Origin of the sequence: Janthinobacterium sp. DSP2-3-3 (genome assembly GCF_049897325.1) — a bacterium.
GTDB lineage: Bacteria > Pseudomonadota > Gammaproteobacteria > Burkholderiales > Burkholderiaceae_D > Janthinobacterium.
On the sequence record NZ_JAFCWA010000023.1, the window covers coordinates 1 to 23,352 of the forward strand.

Consider the following 23,352-nt stretch of genomic DNA (forward strand, 5'->3'; position numbering starts at 1 on the left):
ACCGCCAGCGGCGCCACTCGCGCCTCGGCAATGTTCCGCCCGCGTTGTTTGCTGAAAAATTCAGCAAACAACCACAGGCGGCTTGAAACAAGAGTGTCCGCTATTGACAGTACACCTCACTCTGACGTTCTTCTTGCGGTCGCTTGCGTAGCCTATGTATCAGACTGTAATTTCCAATGAAGACCGTGGGCACAAGAAGGTAGGACAACCCAAGCAACACCTGCGCGATGCGGGTAGATGCATTACTGCTTTGCGAAATGAACTGGAGCTCGTCAGCAATCAACAATGAAGTGCCGCAGATATACTGCCAGCGTGCACACGCATCGATCGATGCAGCCGAACGAGATCCACTTACCCCTGATGTATGCGCTGATCGAACTAGCGTTTGCAATACTCCAGGTAAGCTCTTTGTCGTTTTTATGGCTACATGCCTGACTGCGATCAATGGAATCGCTGGATGGTAAGTGTCAGGTTGGATGGTCGACGCTAGCGGCAGAATCCGGATCAGTGCCTGCCCTAGTTGCGTCTTGCCAGTCCCTGCTGGGCCTGTAAGTATATGTGGAAAGTATGGTTCTATATCAGCCAGGCCGTCATAACATTGGCCCAAAAACTTCGGCACATCCGAGTAGCGCGACAGCGAATGGCTATACGCGTGCTCAATGAATTTCTGAAGAATTTCTGCAGCCCGTGACGTGGTGACAAAAACCTCGCGAAGCTCACTTTCAATGCGAAAACAGGCGTGTTCAATAGTATCCTTTTCCAAGCAAAGAAGTGGACGTGCAGGGCGGTCTGCGCGCCGTTTAATTTCATCGATTGCCAAAACGTCTTCAAACCTCTTTGCCCAAAGATTTTCCTTCGCACTCATCGGGCATCCTTTCCTTCATGCTCAGCTCTGGCTTCGGCAGCTTCACGCTTAGCCTGAGCAGTTCCGCGACGTGCCCGACCATTTTTTGTGATGGCGCCGTCCGATTTCTTCCCTGTCTCATCCTCGTAGCGCATCCGCATTGCTGTATTTGAGGCGTGCACATGCTCTCTATGCACTGAACGCTGTTGGCGTTCGTGCGCCTCCCATTGCTGTAGTTCTTGTAGAGAAACGTTTTTTGCGCTTTCTTGAACGCGTAGAGCCAGTTGAAGCTGTAGTTCAACTAACTGGCCGTCGACTTGAATCCATATGTATCGGGCCGCCCCCTCAAGGTAGTAAGCGTCCATATCCAATCCTTGAGATCGAGCAACCTTTTCCAGTATCTTCGTAGCACGCAAATGCTCTGAGTCGTATCTGCGTCCCTTCAAAAAAACTCCATCGGCTTTCATTTTCACTGGAATTTTTGATAAAAAATTCCTCACTGCATCTTCAAAGGATATTCGCTGAGCATCATTTCTTCCTAAACTGTCCATCGCTTCCCATAACCCTATCGGCGTAGGAGTACGCACTTTATCCACAAGATCTGGTGTCAGGCGCGATTGCGCCAGTATGCAATCGTTGTCACGAACTGTAGCTAAAATTTCTCGACGGATCATTAGCGCCGGCGTGAGTTGGGACTGTATATAAGAGGGGGCATCCAAATTGCTTGTCGTCTTCGGATGAGAAGACTCAATCACTGCTTTAGACTGGCCAGAGTACGACGGTGTAAGTTCCCTGATTGCTGGCTTAAAAACGATATCGCGCGCGAAAGCTGTGGCGGTAGCGCCGACTCCACGATCAGTGATGTACTTTGAAGGAAGGCCGATAGTAGGCCATTCTTCTGGTGCGATAGTCATTCCATGCAGCGCGCAGTACTTGACCTTACAAATCGCGGCGCAAAACATAGCCATACGATATGCCGCAGCACGTTCTGCGCCGAGACTAAATCCAAGCCCAACGATTGCGCCGCTCGCGACATCTCGCAGGCGTACCTCACAAAGAGGAGGAAGAGGACTTCCTTCGATAAGTCCCCTTGGAAGCTCTTCAAAGAAATAGCCATCGGCTTCAACGCACTCCATCAGGTTGCTTACCGCTTGCGTGAAGGGGCCTTTTGACGGCGCCAGCTCCATGCGGGCACGACCTCTGCCAATCTTGATTTCAGCAACGGTGCTGGTCCCATACTCTTTGCCGACACAATAAAAAAATTGTCTCTCTGATGGATAGGGCGTGCCATCCGGCTGAGAATAACTCTTACGCCGGTGTTGACCAGTAACGATTCGGCATCCGAAAACATACTGTAAGGCTTTCTCATAAATGAGACCTCTCTTGACCCCTCTGCGGGCAAATCGATCAAACCCTTCGATAATCTTCTTGTACATGACTTCGTCGACGTTATAGCCATGGTTCTTGCCTTTATACATTGATGGCGCACCGCGTTTGACGCTCCCCACACTACGTCGCTCCCAGCGGCCTATTGCCGCAATACCGTAATGTAAGGCGAAGCGATTCTGCCCAAAGAGAATGTATGTCAGAAACCAAAGACGCAAGCGGCGCTCGTTTTGCACAGGAGTGCACTTGCGCGCGTATTTATTGATGGCCTTTTCAGGGTTATCAGAACTGAGGATTTCCGTCTGCATATTCAACAATGACTGGATATGCTTCAGCCTGGAGTCAATCCGATCATCATGCCGTACATGCGCGTGCCGTCGGTTCTCATCCGACCAGCCGAGGTCTATGCCTTCATATCTGGCCAGCCAGGGTGGCAATGTCGACTGACGTGCACAAGATACAATTTCCCCAGTTTGAAGACCTTGCTCAAACTGACATCTAGGAAGGACAACCAGCCGAGTGCTATATTGAGCCTCAGCGTCCGCTACAATTTTTCCATTTCGCACTCTGCGGGGCGGAGACACAATGTACTGCACAAGGCCTACACGCTCTAAGGTCGCATTGCTGCGGAGGAAGTAATAAGTGACATCTTTTTCCAACATCTGATAGCCGTTGGGTGCTATGAGCTGAGTGCCGACTTGAATACCCATAACCTACCTCCGAAACCATTCGGCGTATACATCCAGTACATCCCTTTTTTCCGGTAGCAAGGGCCAGTCGATGTGAATAGGTTGAAACAGGTCAACCTTCAGTTGTCGCTCCCAGATCGAGCGATACATTACATACTTAACATCGTCTAGATACAGCTGCTCCATGCTCGCCAGCTCAGACCACATTTGAAAAGGTGGGATCCCCGATGAAAGCGCAATACGCAGCCAATTTAGAATTTTCTTCTGGGCAGCCATCGGCAAGGTAACCGGCCTGTATATCCACCCGAAAATCTGACTTAGGTTATTAGCTAGGTCGCGAGAGTAGTCATCCCGGGTAATCCTTTGTGTTCTGATTCCAAAATCCGAATAGTAGATCTCCTCGACACCATGTCGCATTGATGCCTTCCACGCGGCGCTGGCGGTTTTCGTTGTCGGGATTACTGGAGAGTTAAAATAGGATTTGATCGCAAAATCTTCCCGACTTCCTTTTATCGTCCAGTTGACGCAATAGCATCCGTCTTTGTCTTCAAGAAACCATAGAAAATCTTCGATCAAGGGAAATGGAATTTCCATCAGCTCTCCGTCGAACTCAGGATCCGCCACCTTGATCGTCGGATGGCACCTCAAAGCAGATAACTCTTCGGCAGCAGCAAGTGTTCCACGAGAATTCGGCCACGAAAGATGCCTGGTACGAGGGTGCACTGCTAATGGATGCGTACAAGGCAGATATGCCAACATTCGCTCTTCATGTAGGTCGAACACTTTCGGGCAATACAGGCCTATCAGCAGGGTCTCAGTTTCCACCTTCGACAAGGTGTGTATATCTCGCTGTAATTTCCCTGAGTACGTCAGAGCCGGCCGGCTGCCCGACGGCGCCTCCTCCCTTGTCGCTTTAATCGCGGGAACATAATCTTTGCCCCAACCTGGATTATCTTGCCGGTCGTGAATTTGTTTAAGCCTGGCGGCGCTCGGCCGGGTGAGATACCCCATTTGATCCTCTCTTTTCTGAAATGTGAAGAACCACGCCAGACTTGAGCTGGCGCGACTATCGTTTAGGCAGGATTGGAGAGGCCACACACAAAAACCGGGCAGCAGTGACCCGTGCCTCTTGACAAAGAGAGCATTTCGTTGGAAAGTGATGGTAAGAAAACTAGCCGTTTTCCATGCACAATCCAAAATCGTCCAGATGCCTTCCCCAAGGCTCTGGACGATTGTGTTTTCTCCCCCATAAATTTTATGGCGGCATGACATTCTCCTTGGAAGAATTTTCAGAATCTGTTTCAACTTTAGCCTCTACAGCGCCAAGCTCAACAGCGGCGGGTGGTGCTGGTTTGATACCGAGCGCAACAGCGACTTGGTGGGCGCGGCCTCGCCGGCCGCGCGTACGGCCAGCCAATATTGCATAGACCACATCCCTGGGAAAACCGTTCTCCTTGGCCCAATCGGAAACGCTAACGCCACGAGCCTCAAACCAATGGCGGGCCTGTTCCAAAGTTCTGACATCTGAAGAATGGGTATTCATAAAAACATGATGCCGATTTTAAGCAAATGTGTCAAGATTGCACATGATGTCAAATATTTGTACAAATTTATGAATGCTAGTGACTACGGCAGCCGCCTTAAAGACGAGCGCAACCGGAAGGGCTTGACTCAGGAAGAGTTGGCGCAAGCGCTGGGGACGAGCCGGGGAACCGTCGCGAACTGCGAAATCGGCAAGAGCTTCCTGGACATGAAACTGCTTGAGCGCGCGGATCAGGCTGGCGTGGATATTCTATTCATAGTGACTGGCCGGCGAACGCACAGCAACCTCAATTGGCGACTTCTACAAGCCATTAACGTCGGCATCAACAACTGGGCCTCCGAACACAACATGGTGGTATCGACTCAAAACCACTTTTTGCTTCAAAAGCTCTTGTACGAAAAATTTTCTCAGCATGAGAGCTTTGATTCCAAGGAAATCGACATTTACCTACGCAGCGCAGCGTGAACAATAACCGTTATGGACAAGACAAATATTGATGAGGTTGCGAAACAAGCCCAGGACACCTTAAATGAGGTGATGGAACGCGTGCAAAGTGATACCCGTCAAAGAGATGCCCGACGGGAATCCGGTAAGACATTCGGTCTCGCCTTGATGATCCTGGCAGTCTTTGTCGTCGTGGCGGCTGGCCTGCCAGTCCCCGTCGATCTGTCAACACGTGTGATCCTGGGGAGTTACGCTTTGGTATTGCTCGCCGTCGGCGCTTGGTACATTGACCGAGCAAAGGTTCAAACTCATCGGCCGCCGCCAACTGCACCGGCACACGCGCCAGAACCGCTCCGTCGTGTAAAGTAAGCTTGGCACATTAAAGACGCGGGTCAACAAAAGCTACGCGCCTAGGGGCATGCCGGATGGAGAACATGATGCGCTCGATGCCTTTATTCGCCGCCTTTGATCTGCCAAAATGGCTTCCAGATGAGACGTTCTACAGCTTAGCTTGCCGCTATCACCGCCTAAGCTGTAACGCCACGTCAAAGGCTACTTTAAATCAGTTGTTCGGGAAACCACGGCTTGGATACCAGCACGATTTCCCCAGCGGCTTAGACGCTTTTGCCAGTCGCACCAATTCCACCTTGGGTACAGCTTCCCAAATCATTCGCCAGCGGACCGTCCTGCCATTCTATCTTCCTATGCGCCAGCCCGTGCATGCCGCGGAGATGATGGCAGCATTCGAGGCTGGCGATATCTCGTCGTTGAAATTCAGGTTGGGGATACTCACCAGCAGATTTCGCGCACATCATCCACTTAAGGCCTGCACCGAATGTATGCGAGAGGATCTGGCCAGGCACTCAGTATCCTACTGGCACCTCAGCCATCAATTTCCAGGTGTATGGCTATGTCCTGACCATAGCACTGTACTCCGCGAGGCGACCGTTAAGGCAAACGGGGTGGGGCGCTTCCAATTCTATCTTCCGAACCACAATATCTTGGAACCGGCATGGCAGCACCGGGAGGCCTCCAGCAACCACGATCAAATACATGAGCACCTGTCGCTTATCTCTTCATGCTCACTCGGTTTAGCCAGGCTACCGGCATATTTTCACTTTTCGGCCACTACATTGCAGTCCACCTACAATGAAGCCCTGAAGCGCCGTGGGCTGACTACGAAAAGTGGCGCCCTCCGATTAAGCGAAGTCTGCCATCAGTTTGGGCGCCACATCGCGCCACTGAGCGTCATTCCCGAAATCGCTCTAAAAAAATCCGATGCGGCTGATTTACCCACTCAGCTAGGCCGTATCCTTCGCCTACCGCGAACCGGCACTCATCCACTGCGGCACCTACTTCTCATCAGTTGGCTATTCGGGAGCTGGGATCAATTTTTCAGCGCCTATAACGCTGCATTCAGCACCACCACGGTCGAGCAAGCGGGAGTGAAGTCAGCGCCACAACAAGAATCTGCACAGGCGCCATCCACACTTGCGCTGATCGGGTTAATCCAGAAAGGGGTCTCCGTTTCCGGCGCGGCTCGCGAACTCGGCATGGATGTATCCACGGCGATGGCAGCGTTGGCTCAGAAGGGTATTTCGAGCAAGCGGCGCCCAAAGCTATTGCACAGCATCCTGCTCGACACGGTGGTGAAGGATATCAAAAGTGGAACAGCCATACAGGAGATCGCGACAAAACATCATCTCTCCGTCACAACGATAGCTAGAACGAGAAACACCATCGTCGGGCTGCACGATGCCTGGATAAATGCACGCGCCACTTCACAGAAACAGGCGATGAGAGAAGCATGGGGAGCGACAAAGTTGGAGTTTCCATGCTTCGGCATAAAGCTACTACGTGCGCAGGCGCCTGCTGTCTATATATGGCTCTATCGCCACGACCGAGAATGGCTTAAGAACAATCAACCAGCACCAAACACTGCACGCAGCGCAAACCGCTCAGCTGTCCGGTGGGATGAGCGTGACACCACGCTATCACTGCAGGTGCAGGAGGTGACGTTGCAACTACTTGAATCCACTGGTCAACAGCCGGTTCGCCTTTGGCAAATCTACCAGCGTATTCCAGAATTGAAAGCTAAGCTAGACGTGCTTGATCGGCTGCCGAAAACACGAGGTGCGCTTGAGACTGCAATCACCGCGCGGCGTCAATCACATGCTGAGAAATTGCTTTAACAGAGTACCTTCAATAATATGAGGCGGGCGGCGGCGGACAACAAAAATTCGAGGAACAATCGCACACAGGCGCTTTCATATAAATTCCAAATGTGCGGCCTAAATTGCAACCTTATCTGTAGAAATTAAACGTGCCTGTGTGATAAGGTCTGTACATTAGAGGAAACCAACTGGTCAGCGTACCCAAGGGAATTTCATGCATATCAGCGAACTCACTGTGGATGGATTTCGTTCGTTTCAAAAGCCATTTACGGTCAGTTTTAATCCAGGCCTGAACGTATTGGTTGGTGAAAACGGCACCGGAAAGACAGCCATCATCAGCGCGCTGCGGCAGCTGTTTAGTGATTCTGAAGCGGGATGGTACTCGGTGGCCGACCAAGATTTCTACCTCGGGTTTGAAGCAGCCAGTACGCGGGCGGCCCAGTTCAACATTTCGGCTATTTTTTCCGATTTGGATAAGCCCGAACAGCTTGCTTTCCTCGCCTGGCAGAATGCGGCCGACGCCTATCAGCTCAATCTTCACGTCGAAAACCGTGAATTCCGTGGCCGGCACAAACGAATTCTATGGGCTGGCAAAGTCAAATCCAGTGTCGAAGCCGACACCTTAGACCTGATCAGGTGCATATACCTTCCCCCTTTGCGTGATGCGGAAGACAAGCTCTCCAACGGAACCCGCTCTCGGTTGGCCAAATTGCTGAAAGCGATTTGCAAGAAAGACTTGCTTGCCCATGAAGAGGCTCGCACCAAACACCCGTTGGTATCCCAAGTCGAGGCCTTTAACAACGACCTAGCTGACGGAAAGGACTCTGACATTAAGCGAGCCAATAAGTTGATTGGCGAGGCACTGAAGAACTCTATCGGCGAGTATTTCGCCCAAGGTACCCGCATTCAATTCTCGGAAAGTGATTTCTCGCGCATCGTCGAAGGTTTACGACTTCTGTATTTCCCTAACTTGTCAGAGGTAGATGCCAGTCAGTTCCGCAGTCTGAGTGAGAACAGTCTGGGTTTTAACAACCTCATCTACATTGCGTCCATTCTTGCAGAACTGACGTTAGCATCTACAGTACGAGATCAGGATACCGGCTACTTTCACCTGTTGTTGATCGAGGAACCTGAGGCGCACCTGCATCCACAACTGCAAACCCGACTATTACGTTACCTATCCGAAGTGGCGGAAAAGCAAAGCGTCCAAGTTATTGTCACAACCCATTCAACCGTTCTAGCGTCCGCAGTGCCGGTTGATGCCATCGTACACATCGCCTGCTCCCCCGATCCTGTCGCCACTCAACTTTCGGCCTGCGGACTAGCGGACGATAGCCGTAAATTTATCAACCGCTGGCTGGACGTCACGAAGTCGAACCTCTTGTTTGCGCGCGGATTGATTTTTGTAGAAGGAATTGCGGAGGCAATCGTCGTCCCGGAACTGGCGAAGGTGATCCTAAAAAATCAGAATCCGGGTAAGCAAACGCTGGAAGATCTAGGCATTAGCGTTATCAATCTCAACGGAATTTACTTTAAGCATTTCATGCAGTTTTACTGCAATCTCAATCCTTTGCATCCTAAGGCAGCAAACATCCCAATCCGTTGCGCGGGGCTGACCGATCTGGATCCTGCCAAAACAGAAACCGTGAAAGTAGGTGGCGTCGATGTGGTGCACAACATTAAACCTTGTGCCGACAATCTCCATCCAGGAAATAACCATGCCCTGAAATTGGTGGCAGATATCGCAAAGTCAGCCGACGCACGCTTGATGGTCGGCCTTTACAAGACCTTTGAATACGACCTCGCAATGGAAGGTAACAACATTCCAATTATGGCGAAGGTCCTGTACGCGGTCTGGCCCACTGATGGCGCGAACAAAAAAAAGCTTGCTACGCTATCGGACGATAAGGTGAACTGGATAGCTGCCGCGCCTAGAGATAAAGCAAACGCTGCTTTTGAGCTGCTAGAGCTGATTGACAGTGGCGATATTGGCAAGGGCTTGTTCGCCCAGTTGCTGGCGGATGAACTTGCAGCGGGTAAGGCTATGCTGGCTGTGCCGCAATATATCCAAGACGCAGTGCATTGGGCCTGCAAGACGCATTAAGATGATCACATTTTCCCCCAACCAGCAGAACTACATCGAATCATCGCTGGGACGTAATGTCTTTTTGCGCGCCTGTCCTGGCGCCGGCAAGACCGAGGTCATCGCGGCCAAGGTCGCGCTGGAAATACGAAGGTGGCCGCACTTCCCAGCAGGGATGGCCGTACTGTCGTTTTCGCGCAGCGCCACTGGGGAGCTCAGTGATCGTATCGCCAAAGTACGACGCGGTAATACCAATGCCTACCCCCACTTCATCGGGACGGTAGATAGCTTTATCCTCAAGCACATCGTGACGCCGGTAGCACACATATTGACTGGCTATGCTGGGCGGGATGACGACTACGCGCTACGGGTAATCGGACCGGAAGCCCTCAGTTTTTATCGCACAAAATATGCGATCGAGCACCTGCACATTGCTGCCAACTGTTTCGACTGGGATCCAGTCCAAGGGCGTTTCTGGTTCTGGCATCCCTCCGATCCAGTGCGGCGTAAGCTGAACAATCTAGCTCTGGAGCCATGGCAGATCGCGCATTTACACGAAGTCAAGCAGCGGTTCAACGCGGCCGGGTTTGCCACCTATAGAGATGTGGAGCGATTTGCGATCCAGATATTGGCCAAACCAAAATTCACGGCGCGGGTCGAGCTGCTTGTCGATCGCTTTCCATCAATAATAATCGACGAGTGCCAAGATTTGTCGGCTGAGCAAATTGCGATCTTTACATGCTTGGCTGACTTAGGTATGAAGTTTCATCTGGTGGGCGATCTCGAACAAGCGATCTATGGCTTCAGAAACTGTTTTCCAGGTACCGTAAAAGATTTCATCGCGCGGATAGGCTGCCTTGAAATGCCGATGGAGGAAAATCATCGTAGTGGACAGTCGATTGTGGATCTGCATGGGAAACTTGTAAATGCCGGTAAAACTCAGGGAAAACCCGACTATGCGCCGGTGACATGCTACTTGATCGAATACACCCAGTGCCCGTCCGAAGTACTGGCTCATTTCGATGCTTTGGCGACCGGGCACGGCAACCCAGTCATTGTGGCGCGGGGTCACTCTACTTTGGCAAAGCTTCGCGCAGCAGACACCGAGCAGGGGCCTGTGCAACTGCTCGCTACCTCAATCGCCGTATTTTTAAGCGATTCGCCAAGTGCGCTCCATACAGCTCTGTCTACGTTCGCGCGCTATTTGGCTGAAAACTGCATGAATTGCGACACGTTAGGTGAGGAGTTATTTTACCGTCCGACAGACATCGAATCTGCAGAAGTCTGGCACCAATTTTTATCGAACTGTCTTTCTGAATTTGTAAACGGTGGCCTCGGCAATCAGGATGTCACGTGGAAGTTTTGGTGTAAGAAGATGCGGGAGACCTTGCCCGGCCTTGCCGCGATTGTTTGTAATGATGCTGTCGGTCAACGCATCCTCGACACCTTGCAGACAAAAAAGCACCCAGCGCCAGCAGGTCTCGGAGAGATAAAGGTGCTCGCCTCCGTCTCAAACGGCCCTGCTCTGAGGAAAGGCCATCGCCTGGCGACCATCCATGAGGTGAAGGGCGAAACCCACGACGTGACGATGTTGGTGTCTAGCACGAAACAAGGAGAAGCGTCGCATTGGAAGGAATGGATAGATGATCCCCAGTCAGAAGCAGCGCGATTTGCCTATGTCGCTTCCTCACGACCGCGGCACATTCTAATCTGGGCAGTGAAGACGGTGAACGCGGCCGACCGTAAAAAGCTAATAGCACTGGGGTTGCGGACCTATGTGCCATGACGGAGATATTGCCGCTAACGCTCGCTTTCGACAGACGGAGAGAATATCTTTCACCGCCGCCTCTGGGTCCCGCGCCACTATTATTTGCTACGCCACGTTGCTAAGGCGACGGCGGTACCACCGGCCAATAGAACAATCACCAGCGCAACTGCGCCGCGAGGATAGCGGTCCAGCGTAATAACGAATGCGGAACAGGCATCGATGACGGCAGCAGAAAATTCGATATACATACGGACTCCAAAAAAAACAAAACATGTCCGCAATTCTGCCGTCACGACACAGGCGTGGTTGCACCATTTTTCCATTATTTCGATACGCGGATGCAAAAACTGAGTATTCGCATTTAGAGCGCCACGAGTTAGCGTTCAAAACCAGCCTTTAGTATTCCAAACCACTACCCTTAGCTTATCCGGCGCAGCTACGCGCCGTTCTATTGCTCTCTCTCTGGAAGTGTAGGGGGGCATCTCCTGGAAACGTGAAATGTGCATATCCGGTGAAAGTGGAAGCGCATCTACCGTTCGATTTGACGAAAACTGCCGACGCTACGGGCTTCAGACGATAAAAAGGCCCGTTTATATAAGTAGACGACTTTATGTTGCAATTATTGCAATTATCGGATTGCACAATCACAAAACACGGACGCTGAGGGGCGTACTGGCCTGAAGGTGTTAGCAAGTCGCAGGCTTAGCCAGCGTAGTAGCATCGAACTTGTTGCTAGTACATATTGTCATGAATTATGTTGCCATAAAGAATGTTCTCTCATTGACAACAAAAAGCCCGACGGACTTTATTGTTCTCCGACGGACTTTATTGTCTCGCTTCACAGAAAGGCGGAATCCGGCCTGCTTACTCCACCGTCACTGACTTCGCCAAATTCCTCGGCTTATCCACATCCGTGCCCCGCGCCAGTGCCGTGTGATACGCCAGCAGTTGCAGCGCGACCACGTGCAGGATCGGCGACAGGTCGCCGTAGTGCTCGGGCAGGCGGATGACGTGCAAGCCTTCGCCAGAGCTGATGCGGGAATCCACGTCGGCGAAAACGTAGAGCTGGCCACCGCGGGCGCGTACTTCCTGCATGTTCGATTTGAGCTTTTCAATCAGGGCGTCGTTGGGCGCGATGGTAACGACCGGCATTTCATTCGTCACCAGGGCCAGCGGGCCGTGCTTCAGTTCGCCGGCCGGATACGCCTCGGCGTGGATGTAGGAAATTTCCTTGAGTTTCAAGGCGCCTTCCAGGGCGATCGGGTAGTGCATGCCGCGCCCCAGGAAGAGGGCGTTTTCCTTGCGCGAAAATTCCTCGGACCAGGCGATGATTTGTGGTTCCAGCGCCAGCACGGAAGCGATGGCGACGGGCAAGTGGCGCATGGCTTTCAGGTGCGCCGCTTCCTGTTCGTCGGACAGGCGGCCATTGACTTGCGCCAGGCACAGGGTCAGCAGGAACAGGCCGGCCAGCTGCGTCGTAAACGCCTTGGTCGACGCCACGCCCACTTCCACGCCGGCGCGCGTGATGTAGGCCAGCGCGCATTCGCGCACCATGGCGCTGGTGGCCACGTTGCAGATGGTCAAGGTGTGCAGCATGCCCAGGCTGCGCGCATGTTTCAGGGCGGCCAGGGTATCGGCCGTCTCGCCGCTTTGCGAAATCGTCACCACCAGGGTGTTCGGGTGCGGCACGCTGTCGCGGTAGCGGTATTCGCTGGCCACTTCCACGCTGACGGGCACCTTGGCAATCGCTTCGATCCAGTACTTGGCCGTCATGCCCGCATACGAGCTGGTGCCGCAGGCAAGGATCAGCACGCGATCGATCTGCTTGAAGATGGCATAGGCATTGTCGCCGAACAGTTCCGGCATGATGCCCGTCACGCCTTCGAGCGTATCGCCGATCGCGCGCGGCTGTTCAAAAATTTCCTTCTGCATGTAATGGCGGTATGGGCCCAGCTCGGCCGCACCCGTATGCGCATGCACGGTTTTCACTTCGCGCTCGACGGGCTTGCCATCGACATCGACGATCCAGCAGCGCGACAGTTGCAGGTCGACCACGTCGCCTTCTTCCAGGTAGATGATCTGGTCCGTCGTGCCGGCCAGCGCCATGGCGTCGGACGCCACAAAATTTTCACCGTTGCCCAAGCCGACGATCAGGGGCGAGCCCTGGCGCGCGGCCACCACGCGGTGCGGCTCGTCGCGGCAGAACACGGCAATCGCATACGCACCATCGAGGCGTTTCACGGCCTGCTGCACGGTCTCGAACAGGTCGCCGTTATACATGTGCTCGACCAGGTGGGCGATCACTTCCGTATCCGTTTGGCTCTGGAAGACGTAACCGAGGGCCGTCAGTTCGGCACGCAGTTCGTCATGGTTTTCGATGATGCCGTTATGCACCAGCGCCACGCGGGCGTTCTCTTCCGTTGGGGAAAAGTGCGGGTGGGCATTGAAGTTGACAGGGGCGCCATGCGTGGCCCAGCGCGTGTGGGCGATGCCCGTAAAACCGCTCAAGCCCTCTTCGGCGATCTGTTTTTCCAGCTCGGCCACGCGCGAGGTGGAGCGCGAACGCTGCAAACGGCCATCGGCGTGCAAGGCGATGCCGCAGGAATCGTAGCCGCGGTATTCCAGACGCTTCAAGCCTTCGAGCAGGATGGGAGTGATATTACGTTGCGCTACCGCGCCGACGATGCCGCACATGGAAACCTCTGTCTAAAATTTAATCAATGCACGCATGCTAATGCAGAGTGCATGAAATATGCTTTCTAAATTAGCATATTTTTGATTTAATATTTCACGACTATTTTGCGATGAAATATTATTTCATTTAGAATCAATATATTCTCCATTTCGTTAAAACTATGAGCGAACTCAACATTACCCTCGACGAGATTGATCGTCGCATCCTGAACGCCTTGCAAATTGATGCATCGCAAACCAACAGTGAGCTGGCGCGCGCGGTGCATGTCTCGGCGCCCACGTGTTTGCGGCGCGTCAAGCATTTGACGGAAAGCGGCGTGATCGAGCGGCAGGTGGCCATCGTTGCGCCGCAGTTGGTGGGCGCGCGCCTGACGGCCATCGTGGAAATCACGCTCGACGTGCAGGCGGCGGAACGCATGACGGAATTCGAGCAGCTCGTGGCGGACGAGCCCGCCGTGCTGCAATGCTACCGCGTCTCGCCCGGTCCCGATTTCGTGCTGATGGTGCAAGTGGCCGACATGCCCGCGTATCACGCGCTGGCGCACCGCCTGTTTGCCGCGCACGCCAATGTGCGCAACGTGAAAAGCTATTTTTCCACGTTTCGCAGCAAGTTCGAGACACGCATTGCCGTCTGATTTTCATCCGCCGGTTATCCACCGCTTGCCCACATGCTTATACGCGCCTTGTGCACCGCTTATACGATACTTTTGCACAAACTTATGCACAAGCAATACCTGGCATATGTGATGCCACGCCGATACTGCTCAATGAAGAGCCTGACGAGCCCCCACCGGAGCCAGCAAGCGCGCCCCGCGCGTCAGCGGCACTACTTGCCAAGGTAAGCGGCGTGACTTTCACACAGCTTGCCAACAGGCTTTTTCACCACTTATCGACAGGCTTATCCACAACCACCAACGCGTGGCAACGGTACATTCAGCGACGCACTTGCGCGTCGGCATAAAACCGGTAGCCGGCATTGCGGGCAGTATTGATGGGCAAGGTCATGCCGGTGGCCTGCTCGGCCTTGCGGCGCAAGCGGCTGATCTGGGTGTCCAGGCGGCGCTGGTCATAGCTGAGGAAATCCTCGCCCAGGGACTGGACGATCTGCTGGCGGCTGACGATGCGCTCCGGTTCGGCCATCAGGGCGTGCAGCACCGTCACATCCTGTTGCGACAGCGCAATGGCGTCGCCACTGGGCGGCAGCAGGCGGCGCGGCCCCAGTTCCAGCACCCAGGCCGTGGCGGGCGCCGCGATGACAGCGGCGGCAGGTTCGCCCAGGCGCCGTGCCAGCGCGCTCAAAGTGGCTGCCAGTTCATCCAGGTCGGCGCTTTTTGGCAGGTAATAGTCGGCGCCGCCACCCAGGCCATTCACCTTGTCTTGCGTCGTGCCGCGCGCTGTAAACACGACGATGCCGATGGGCTCCCCCTGCGCCCGCAAGGCGCGCACCAGCAGCATGCCATCGCCGTCGGGCAAGCCCAGGTCGATGATGGCGATACAGTGCAGCGCCGGTGCGTAACAGGCATGAAACGCGGCCAGGTCGGCAACGGCAGTCACGCGGTAACCGCTGTCGCCGAGAAACTCGGTCAACTCCTGCCGCAGCACGGCTTCGTCTTCAAGCAAAATGAGGTTCAACATGGCGCAAGGATAACCGATCGTCATGCTGCCGGGAAGCAAGCCGCAGGGGCATCATGCCCCGCATGATAAGCTCCTGCGCCATGAAAATCCTGTTTGCCATTGTCCTGTTGTTCGCCAGCCTGCCAGCGCTGGCCGGCGAGGCCGCGCCCGTCTTGGCGCCACTGACGCTGCCGTCCAGCGGGCAGCCCGTGTCGGCCAGCGGCCACATGCAGATGCTGCGCGATACGTCCGGCCAACTGGATCCCAAGGCCGCGCTGGCCGCGCCAGGCTGGCGGCCCCTGCCTGGCGCCGTCAGTGCCGGCTATACGCAGGATGCCATCTGGCTGCGCCTGGAGGTAAGGCGCGCAGCCCAGTCGCCCGATGAATGGGTGTTGCGCTTTAGCAACGCCGTGCTCGATGACGTGCGCCTGTATCGCCAGGATCAGGCCGGACTCTGGCTGCGGCAAGAGGCCGGCGCCGACGTGATCCGCGACGCCTGGCCCGTCGATGCGCGCCAGGCGGTGTTTCCCGTGCAGTTGCCGCCAGGTCAGCCGCAGCGCTGGCTGGTACGCCTGCACAGCAAGAAAGCCATGTCGACGGAGCTGACGTTATTGCCCAGCGCCAGCTTCGACGCGTCCTCGCGCCGCGAATACCTGTATTACGGCTTGCAGTTCGGCAGTTATTTGCTGCTGATCCTGTTCCATATCTTTTTCTGGCGCATGACGCGCGAAGCCCACAGCGGCTGGTATCTGCTGTACGTGCTAACGAATGCCACCACGGAAGCGCTGACGATCGCCATTCCCCAGCAAATTTTCGCCATGCCGAACTGGCTGTCCGATCCCATGCTGGGCGTATCGATGGCCATGTCCATCGCCGTCGGCGCGCGTTTTTCCACTTTACAATTGGAGCTGCCCGCGCTGTATCCCCGTTTCAGCCGTGCCGTGGTGGGCATCACGGCTGCGGCCGCCCTGTTCGGGGCGCTGCTGGTGCTGCGCGGCGACTATGCCGCAGGCGTGCTGGTGGTGCAAATGACGGCCTTGCCGCTGATCGTGCTGTTCATCACGCTGGCCAGCTGGCTGGCGCTGCGCGGGCACCGCCCGGCGCATGCCTTTCTGTTCATTTTCGGCATCTTCTACGCCGGTGTCATCATCAGCTTCCTGCGCAATATGGCCGTAGTGCCGCCGAATTTCTGGACCAACCATGCAGCCACCCTGGGCGCCTTTGTCCACATGATGCTGATGAGCCTGCGCCTCAACCGCCGCTACGCCGAATTGCGCCGCGCCAAGGACAGGGCACAGGCCGAAGCCGTGCGTGCCGTGCGCGCACTGAATGAACGCCTGGAAGAGCAGGTGGCGCGGCGCACGCTGGCGCTGCAACAGGAAATCGGCCGGCGCGCCGCGCTCGAAGTCGAATTGCGTGCCGCCCTGGAAGTAGAAACCCGCACGCGCGAAGAACAGCAGGATTTCGTTGCCATGGTGTCGCATGAATTCCACACGCCGCTGGCCATCATCAACACCACGGCCCAGCAAATTGCCCGCAACACGGAGGCGCCACGGGAAAAAACCTTACAACGCTGCCAGAATTTGCGCGAAGCGAGCGGCCGCATGACGGCGCTGGTGGATGAATACCTGAGCGCCGACCGTATGGAAACGAGCGCGGCGACGTTCCGTCCCCAGCCATGCGACTTGCGCGCCCTGCTGCACGCCGTGCTGGCTGAATGGCCCGATGGCCGCATCGATGCCAGCGTGCAGGCACTGCCCGACAGCGTCGTGGCCGATGCCAGCCTGCTGCGCGTGGCCTTGCGCAACCTGCTCAGCAATGCTGACCGGCATGCGCCGCAGGCCCAGGCGATACGCGTGCAAGCCACCACGCTCGATGACGGCCGCGTGCAGATCGTCGTCAGCAATGCGGGCGAGCCCCTGCCTGCCGATGAAATCCCGCGCCTGTTCCAGAAGTACTTCCGCGGCCGCATCGCCCAGCACAAGCCTGGTGCCGGATTGGGCCTGTACCTGGTGCAGCGCATCGCCGCATTGCACGGCGGCCAGGTCACCCTCGACAGCGCCGGCAACAACGGCACCATCAGCTTCGCCTTGCGCCTGCCCGCCTGATTGCCTGATTGCCTGATTGCCGCCGGCATTCCCGACTAAATCAGTCGGGAATCGCTCAGGTTTGCTCAACTTCAAATTCTTCCATTCTGCTATATTTCCCATTAGAAATTTTTGTAACTTTTTATAACATTAATATTTAAAAAAACAACAAAAAAGATGACTTCAGGGAAGCGCACTTTTCCTGTCAGCCATCGGCGCCACCAGATACAGCACAGGGAAAACATGCATCGCCGTTCATTCTTCAGCAGCAGCATTGGCCACGCCTGCCCCCGGCCGCATTCCTGAGCGATGTTCATCCCGTTTCTGCCCACGCCAGCCTGGCGTCAGGGCATTCTTTTTCAAATCAACAAGGATCGACCAAATGCATCGTCATGGATCATTGAATCACGTATACCGTCTCGTCTGGAGCCACGTCCTGAACGCCTGGGTCGCCGTTGCGGAAACCTCGCGCGGGGGCGGCAAGGGCAGCCGCCGCAAACTGGCCGCAGCGGCTGCCGCCATGACGGCGCTGGCGCTGGGAGGACCGGCGCTGGCCGCTCCCACGGGCGGGCAGGTGGTGGCAGGCACGGCCAGCATCAGCCAGCAGGGCAACAGCACCACCATCCGGCAATCGAGCCAGCAGGCGGCGCTGAACTGGAACAGTTTCAACGTTGGCGCCAATGAAACCGTCAACTTCGTCCAGCCCTCGGCCAGCGCGCTGGCCGTCAACCGCATCTTTGACAACAACGGCACGCAAATCTTGGGGCGCGTCAACGCGAACGGCCAGGTGTACCTGATCAATCCGAACGGCGTGCTGTTCGGCCGCGGCGCGCAAGTCAATGTGGGCGGCCTGGTGGCCTCGACGCTCGACGTCGACAACGCCAGCCTGGGCGGCTCGAAGCACGCGTTCGGCGGCAATGGCACGGGCCAGGTCATCAATGAAGGCACGCTGCGCGCGGCCGATGGCGGCTATATCGCCCTGCTGGGCCGGCAAGTGAGCAACCAGGGCAGCATTTCGGCACGCCTGGGCACGGTTGCCTTGGGCGCCGGTAGCGCCGCCACCCTGAGTTTTGACGGCGCGCGCCTGCTGCAGTTGCAGATCGACCAAAGCACCCTGAACAACCTGGCCGAGAACGGCGGGCTGATCCGCGCCGATGGCGGCCAGGTGCTGATGAGCGCTGGCGCCCGCGATTCCCTGCTGGCCAGCGTCGTCAACAACACGGGCGTCATCGAGGCGCGCAGCGTGGAACAGCGCGATGGCAGCATCGTCTTGCTCGGCGGCATGGCCGCCGGCACCACCCACGTGGCCGGCACCCTGGACGCCAGCGCTCCCACGGGCGGCAATGGCGGCTTCATTGAAACGAGCGCCGCCCACGTGAAGATCGACGATGGCGTGCGCATCAGCACGGCGGCGGCCCAGGGCCGCGCCGGCACCTGGCTGATCGACCCGGTCGACTTCACCATCGCCGCCAGCGGCGGCGACATCAGCGGCGCCACGCTGTCGGCCAACCTGCGCAACGGCAGCGTCGTGATCCAGAGCACGCAAGGCGGCAGCGGCACGGCCGGCGACGTGCACGTCAACGACAAGGTCAGCTGGTCAGCCAACCAGCTGACCCTGAACGCCCAGCGCAACATCAACATCAATGCCACCCTGAATGGCTCCGGCACGGCCAGCCTGGCGCTGGAATACGGCCAGGGCGCCGCCGCCGCCGGCAACACAGCCACGTATCAGCTGGGTAACGGCGCGCAAGTGAATCTGCCTGCCGGGCAAAACTTCAGCACCAAGCTGGGCGCAGATGGCGCGCACACGGCTTACACGGTCATCACCACCCTGGGAACGAGCGGCAGCGCGACGGGCACCGACTTGCAAGGCATTAATGGCAAGCTGAATGGCAATTATGTGCTGGGCGCCGATATCGATGCCTTGGGGACAGCCAGCTGGCTAACCATGAATAGCAGGGGCTTCGTGCCGCTGGGCGGCGACACGGGTTTTCGCGGCGTGTTTGATGGGCTTGGCCACTCGATCAATCACCTCAGCATGCAAGCCGCGGGCGATCAGGGCAGCGGCTTGTTTTCCATCACCAGCAGGAATGCACTGATCCAGAACGTGGGCTTGAATGGCGGCCGCATCGGGGCAAGATACCGGGTCGGCGGCCTGGTCGGCACAAACGCGGGCACCATCCGCAACAGCTATGCCGCGCTCGACGTCTACTGCAGGGGCTTCTGCGGTGGAGTCACCGGCGGCCTGGTAGGAGAGAATAATGGCAGCATCCACAATAGCTACGCGAGCGGCAGCGTCACGAGCACATCCGAGACCGGTGGCCTGGTCGGCAACAACAATAGCGGCAGCATCAGCAACAGCTATGCCACGGGCAGCGTCACGGGCCAGTACTCTGTCGGCGGCCTGGTCGGCAAAAACACGGGCACCGTCGACACCAGCTTCGCGGCGGGCCGTCTGAACATCACCGCTGGCGGCTCCAACATCGGCGGCCTGATCGGCGCGAATTCCTCCACCAACAAGGTCAAGAACAGTTTCTGGTCCATCAGCGGCACGGGCGAGACCTATTCGGATGGCGGCACCGGCCTGACGGACGCGCAAATGCGCACGGCCAGCAGTTTCACCGGCTTTAACTTCACCACCACGCCTGGCGCAACGGGCACCAACTGGGTGCTGGTCAACGTGGACGGCGGCTTGAACAATGCCGGCGGCGCGGCCGGCGCCACGTATCCGATGCTGGCATCCGAGTATGCGACCACTATTCACAATGCACATCAGCTGCAATTGATGGCCATGGCGCCGGGCGCCGCGTATGTGCTGGGTGCAAACATCGACGCCAGCGGCACGGCGGGCGGCAAGGGAGTCTGGGGCGAAACTGGCTTCATTCCCGTCGGCACGCGCGACAACGCATTCACCGGTAGCCTGAACGGCCAGGGCCATACCATCAGCGGCCTGTATATCAACCTGCCCGATACCAAGAATGTAGGACTGATCGGCTACACGGAGGCAGGTTCCGTCATCAGCCATGTCGGCATGCTCGGCGGCAGCATCAGCGGAGAGGACAATGTTGGCGGCCTGGTAGGGTCGAATGCCGGCCTGGTCAGCGATAGCTACGCCACCGGGACGATCAGCGGCGATGACTATGTTGGCGGCCTGGTAGGGGCGAATGCCGGCCTGGTCAGCAATAGCTACGCCACCGGGACGATCAGCGGTGACGACAGCATCGGCGGCCTGATGGGCCTAAATCAGGGCACCGTCAATGACAGCCACGCCAGCGGCAATGTCAACGGCAGCGGCAGGGTGGGCGGCCTGATCGGTGAAATTGACCATGGCAGCATCAGCGGCAGCCACGCCAGCGGGACGGTCGTCGGCGTGGAAAACCGCGTGGGTGGCCTGGTGGGCGAGAACTACAATGGCACCATCACTGGCAGTTATGCCACCGGTAACGCCAGCGGAGTACGCAATGTTGGCGGCCTGGTCGGTGACAATAATGGCGACGATGGCATCATCGCCACGGTGCGCGGCAGTTACGCCACCGGCAACGCCACCGCCGTCAAGGACAATGCGGGCGGCCTGGTCGGCTACAACCAGGGCGGCGCCATCGTCGACAGCTACGCCAGCGGCGTGGCCAGCGGCGACCACGATGTCGGTGGCTTGCTTGGTTTCAATAACAACCCGGATGACAGCGTGAGCAACAGCTACGCAACGGGCGCGGTGCACGGCAATGCGACGACCGGCGCCTTGGTTGGCAACAACTTCGGCATCGTGCGCGACAGCTTCTGGAGCGGCGCGGCCACGGCGCCTGGCATCGGTGGCAACGAAGGCACGCTGAGTAATGTGCGTGCCCTGAGCGATGCACAGATGCGCTCGCAAGCCAGCTTCGACGGCTGGGACATGGCGTCCGCCAGCGGCAGCCATGCCGTCTGGCGCATCTATGAAGGCCAGACGGCGCCGCTGCTGCGCAGCTTCCTGAGCGCCTTGACCGTGACGAGCGATGGCGTCAGCAAGACCTATGATGGCAAGCTCTACGTCGGAGGCTTGAACAATGCGCAGTATTCGGTGGCTGGTGCCGCCAGCTCCGGACTCGTCCTGAGCGCCGCCAGCGGTCTGTATGGCAACGCACGCAACGCCGGTAGCCATCAAGCTGGCGGCAGCTATCTGTATTCCAGCCAGCAAGGTTATGACATCGATCTGCGAGCCGGTGCGCTGACGATCAACCGGGCCGTCCTCAATCTTGATGGCATGCGCACCTACGATGGCGGCCGCGACATCGCCGCAGGCCTGCTGACCTTGCGCGGCCTGGTCAGCGGCGAGAGCCTGGTGCTGTCTGGCATTGGCAAACTCGACAACAAGAACGCCGGCGCCAACAAGCACATCAATAACGGCACCCTGATACTGGCCGATGGCCAGGGTGGCCTGGCTGGCAACTACACGCTGGAAGGCGGCCAGCACCGCGCCACCATCACCCGCGCCACGCTGAACGTGCAAGGCGTGGGCGCGGCCAACAAAGTCTACGACGCCACCAATCAAGCCACCTTGACGGGCAAGGCCACGGTGCTGGCGCTGGGCGACGACCAGCTCGGTGTGACGGGCGGCAGCGCGGTGTTTGCCGACAAGCACGCCGGCAACGGCAAAACCGTCACGGTCGGCGGTTTCAGCTTGCAGGGCGCTGACGCGGCCAACTATGACCTGATACAGCCAGGCAATATCACGGCCGACATCGGCAAGGCCAGCGTAGTCGTCACCGGCGTGGGCGCCGCCAACAAAGTCTACGACGCGACCAATCAAGCCACCCTGACAGGCAAGGCCATGGTGCAAGCACTGGGCGACGACCAGCTCGGCGTGACAGGCGGCAACGCATCGTTTGCCGACAAGCACGCTGGCAACGGCAAAACCGTGATCGTCGGCGGTTTCAGCCTGCAAGGCGCGGACGCGGCCAACTATGACCTCGTGCAGCCAGGCAATATCACGGCCGACATCGCCAAGGCCAGCGTGACCGTCACCGGCGTGGGCGCCGCCAAAAAAGTCTACGACGCCACGACCGGCGCCACCCTGACGGGCAAGGCCACGGTGCTGGCGCTGGGCGACGACCAGCTCGGCGTGACGGGCGGCAGCGCGGCGTTTGCCGACAAGCACGCCGGCAACGGCAAAACCGTCACGGTCGGCGGTTTCAGCTTGCAGGGCGCGGACGCGGACGCGGCCAACTATGACCTGATACAGCCAGGGAATGTCACGGCCGACATCGCCAAGGCCAGCTTGCTGGTCACCGGCGTGGGTGCCGCAAACAAAGTCTACGACGCCACGACCGGCGCCACACTGACGGGCACGGCCACGGTGCTGGCGCTGGGCGGCGACCAGCTCGGCGTGACGGGCGGCAGCGCATCGTTTGCCGACAAGCACGCCGGCAACCTTAAAACCGTGGTTGTCGGCGGCTACACCTTGCAAGGCGCGGACGCAGCCAACTATGTGCTCGTGCAACCGGGCAACATCATGGCCGACATCGCCAAGGCCAGCTTGCTCTACACGGCCGGCCCCGTGACCTTGACGAGTGGCCGCACGCCCAATGGCTTGCGCGGCAGTGTCACTGGCCTGCTCGGCAACGATAGCTTGGCGGACGCCACCAGTGGCACCCTGGCCTGGAACAGCCCGGCCACGGCCAGCAGCCCGGCCGGCAACTACGCCATCACCGGTAGCGGCCTGAGCTCGACCGACTATGCCTTCGTGCAAGCCGGGAGCAATACCGGCGCACTGACATTGCAGTCGGCGACCCTGCCGCCGCCGGCCCAGGCAGCCGTGGTGCAACTACAGGCGCAAGTGCTGGGCAGCTTTGCCGGCAGCCATCCCGGCACGCCGGCCGCCGCCCCCACCATCACCGTCACGCAGACTGACGCCCCGGCCGACACTGGTGCCGCCAGCAATGCCATGCCAAACACCACCATGCAGATCGGCAGCCGCGGCCCGGCCCTGCAAGTGGTCCTGGGCGGCGTCAAGCTGCCCGCTAACATGCTCAACGTAAATCAATAACACC

General features: G+C 57.4%; 15 protein-coding genes. 8 read left to right on the forward strand and 7 right to left on the reverse strand.

All coding sequences use genetic code 11. From position 1 onward, the window contains the following. Positions 1-100 precede the first annotated feature (100 nt). Genes ACP7DE_RS27455 through ACP7DE_RS27470 form a run of 4 tightly spaced genes read right to left on the reverse strand, consistent with a single transcriptional unit; the run spans position 101 to position 4,462 of the window. On the reverse strand, positions 101-865 hold the full coding sequence (locus tag ACP7DE_RS27455; RefSeq protein WP_426075081.1) for a hypothetical protein: 765 nt from the start codon (positions 863-865) through the stop codon (positions 101-103). Beyond that, positions 862-2,940, reverse strand: a complete 2,079-nt coding sequence (locus ACP7DE_RS27460; protein ID WP_426075082.1) for a hypothetical protein — start codon at positions 2,938-2,940, stop codon at positions 862-864. Before ACP7DE_RS27460 ends, ACP7DE_RS27455 begins: the two co-directional genes overlap by 4 nt. 3 nt (positions 2,941-2,943) lie before the next feature. Further along, on the reverse strand, positions 2,944-4,224 hold the full coding sequence (locus tag ACP7DE_RS27465; RefSeq protein WP_426075083.1) for a hypothetical protein: 1,281 nt from the start codon (positions 4,222-4,224) through the stop codon (positions 2,944-2,946). Next, positions 4,175-4,462 (reverse strand): DNA-binding protein, encoded by a 288-nt coding sequence (locus ACP7DE_RS27470; RefSeq protein ID WP_426075084.1) that lies wholly within the window; start codon positions 4,460-4,462, stop codon positions 4,175-4,177. The genes ACP7DE_RS27465 and ACP7DE_RS27470 overlap by 50 nt, the downstream gene beginning before the upstream one ends. A gap of 6 nt (positions 4,463-4,468) precedes the next feature. On the opposite strand from ACP7DE_RS27470, the gene ACP7DE_RS27475 reads away from it, so the two are divergent. The 5 genes from ACP7DE_RS27475 to ACP7DE_RS27495 all read left to right on the forward strand — a co-directional run bounded on the left by ACP7DE_RS27475 (position 4,469) and on the right by ACP7DE_RS27495 (position 10,949). After that, positions 4,469-4,927 (forward strand): helix-turn-helix domain-containing protein, encoded by a 459-nt coding sequence (locus ACP7DE_RS27475; RefSeq protein ID WP_426075085.1) that lies wholly within the window; start codon positions 4,469-4,471, stop codon positions 4,925-4,927. 12 nt (positions 4,928-4,939) lie between these two features. After that, positions 4,940-5,275, forward strand: a complete 336-nt coding sequence (locus tag ACP7DE_RS27480; protein WP_426075086.1) for a hypothetical protein — start codon at positions 4,940-4,942, stop codon at positions 5,273-5,275. Positions 5,276-5,340: 65 nt separating this feature from the next. Beyond that, on the forward strand, positions 5,341-7,098 hold the full coding sequence (locus ACP7DE_RS27485; RefSeq protein WP_426075087.1) for a TnsD family Tn7-like transposition protein: 1,758 nt from the start codon (positions 5,341-5,343) through the stop codon (positions 7,096-7,098). A 196-nt stretch (positions 7,099-7,294) separates the two neighbouring features. Next, positions 7,295-9,184 (forward strand): ATP-dependent nuclease, encoded by a 1,890-nt coding sequence (locus tag ACP7DE_RS27490; protein ID WP_426075088.1) that lies wholly within the window; start codon positions 7,295-7,297, stop codon positions 9,182-9,184. Position 9,185: 1 nt separating this feature from the next. After that, positions 9,186-10,949: a UvrD-helicase domain-containing protein gene (locus tag ACP7DE_RS27495; protein WP_426075089.1), complete on the forward strand. Its 1,764-nt coding sequence runs from the start codon at positions 9,186-9,188 to the stop codon at positions 10,947-10,949. A gap of 80 nt (positions 10,950-11,029) precedes the next feature. Here ACP7DE_RS27495 and ACP7DE_RS27500 read toward each other — a convergent pair whose 3' ends face one another. Both ACP7DE_RS27500 and glmS read right to left on the reverse strand, forming a co-directional pair. Beyond that, positions 11,030-11,179: a hypothetical protein gene (locus tag ACP7DE_RS27500; RefSeq protein ID WP_426075090.1), complete on the reverse strand. Its 150-nt coding sequence runs from the start codon at positions 11,177-11,179 to the stop codon at positions 11,030-11,032. A gap of 616 nt (positions 11,180-11,795) precedes the next feature. Next, positions 11,796-13,625 carry a glutamine--fructose-6-phosphate transaminase (isomerizing) gene (glmS, locus tag ACP7DE_RS27505; RefSeq protein ID WP_426075091.1) on the reverse strand — a complete coding sequence of 610 codons (1,830 nt, stop codon included), beginning with the start codon at positions 13,623-13,625 and terminating at the stop codon, positions 11,796-11,798. Between the two features lie 161 nt (positions 13,626-13,786). Between glmS and ACP7DE_RS27510 the strand changes: the two genes are divergently transcribed. Continuing rightward, positions 13,787-14,260 (forward strand): Lrp/AsnC family transcriptional regulator, encoded by a 474-nt coding sequence (locus tag ACP7DE_RS27510; RefSeq protein WP_426075093.1) that lies wholly within the window; start codon positions 13,787-13,789, stop codon positions 14,258-14,260. A 298-nt stretch (positions 14,261-14,558) separates the two neighbouring features. On the opposite strand, the gene ACP7DE_RS27515 is transcribed toward ACP7DE_RS27510, so the two are convergent. Further along, positions 14,559-15,260 carry a response regulator transcription factor gene (locus ACP7DE_RS27515; RefSeq protein WP_426075094.1) on the reverse strand — a complete coding sequence of 234 codons (702 nt, stop codon included), beginning with the start codon at positions 15,258-15,260 and terminating at the stop codon, positions 14,559-14,561. Between the two features lie 53 nt (positions 15,261-15,313). On the opposite strand from ACP7DE_RS27515, the gene ACP7DE_RS27520 reads away from it, so the two are divergent. Together ACP7DE_RS27520 and ACP7DE_RS27525 are read left to right on the forward strand one after the other, a co-directional pair. After that, positions 15,314-17,347 carry a sensor histidine kinase gene (locus tag ACP7DE_RS27520; RefSeq protein ID WP_426075095.1) on the forward strand — a complete coding sequence of 678 codons (2,034 nt, stop codon included), beginning with the start codon at positions 15,314-15,316 and terminating at the stop codon, positions 17,345-17,347. Positions 17,348-17,708: 361 nt separating this feature from the next. Further along, entirely contained in the window at positions 17,709-23,348 is a 5,640-nt protein-coding gene (locus ACP7DE_RS27525) for a YDG domain-containing protein (protein ID WP_426075096.1), read from the forward strand. Positions 23,349-23,352 lie beyond the last annotated feature (4 nt).

What these genes read in the sequence shown, in the direction of transcription:
- ACP7DE_RS27485 (WP_426075087.1), top strand. Translation starts at nt 5,341, where the DNA reads ATGATGCGCTCGATGCCTTTATTCGCCGCCTTTGATCTGCCAAAATGG.
- ACP7DE_RS27470 (WP_426075084.1), bottom strand. Translation starts at nt 4,462, where the DNA reads ATGAATACCCATTCTTCAGATGTCAGAACTTTGGAACAGGCCCGCCAT.
- ACP7DE_RS27525 (WP_426075096.1), top strand. Translation starts at nt 17,709, where the DNA reads ATGCATCGTCATGGATCATTGAATCACGTATACCGTCTCGTCTGGAGC.
- ACP7DE_RS27495 (WP_426075089.1), top strand. Translation starts at nt 9,186, where the DNA reads ATGATCACATTTTCCCCCAACCAGCAGAACTACATCGAATCATCGCTG.
- ACP7DE_RS27510 (WP_426075093.1), top strand. Translation starts at nt 13,787, where the DNA reads ATGAGCGAACTCAACATTACCCTCGACGAGATTGATCGTCGCATCCTG.
- ACP7DE_RS27500 (WP_426075090.1), bottom strand. Translation starts at nt 11,179, where the DNA reads ATGTATATCGAATTTTCTGCTGCCGTCATCGATGCCTGTTCCGCATTC.
- ACP7DE_RS27460 (WP_426075082.1), bottom strand. Translation starts at nt 2,940, where the DNA reads ATGGGTATTCAAGTCGGCACTCAGCTCATAGCACCCAACGGCTATCAG.
- ACP7DE_RS27490 (WP_426075088.1), top strand. Translation starts at nt 7,295, where the DNA reads ATGCATATCAGCGAACTCACTGTGGATGGATTTCGTTCGTTTCAAAAG.
- ACP7DE_RS27455 (WP_426075081.1), bottom strand. Translation starts at nt 865, where the DNA reads ATGAGTGCGAAGGAAAATCTTTGGGCAAAGAGGTTTGAAGACGTTTTG.
- ACP7DE_RS27475 (WP_426075085.1), top strand. Translation starts at nt 4,469, where the DNA reads ATGATGCCGATTTTAAGCAAATGTGTCAAGATTGCACATGATGTCAAA.
- glmS (WP_426075091.1), bottom strand. Translation starts at nt 13,625, where the DNA reads ATGTGCGGCATCGTCGGCGCGGTAGCGCAACGTAATATCACTCCCATC.
- ACP7DE_RS27515 (WP_426075094.1), bottom strand. Translation starts at nt 15,260, where the DNA reads ATGTTGAACCTCATTTTGCTTGAAGACGAAGCCGTGCTGCGGCAGGAG.
- ACP7DE_RS27520 (WP_426075095.1), top strand. Translation starts at nt 15,314, where the DNA reads ATGCCCCGCATGATAAGCTCCTGCGCCATGAAAATCCTGTTTGCCATT.
- ACP7DE_RS27480 (WP_426075086.1), top strand. Translation starts at nt 4,940, where the DNA reads ATGGACAAGACAAATATTGATGAGGTTGCGAAACAAGCCCAGGACACC.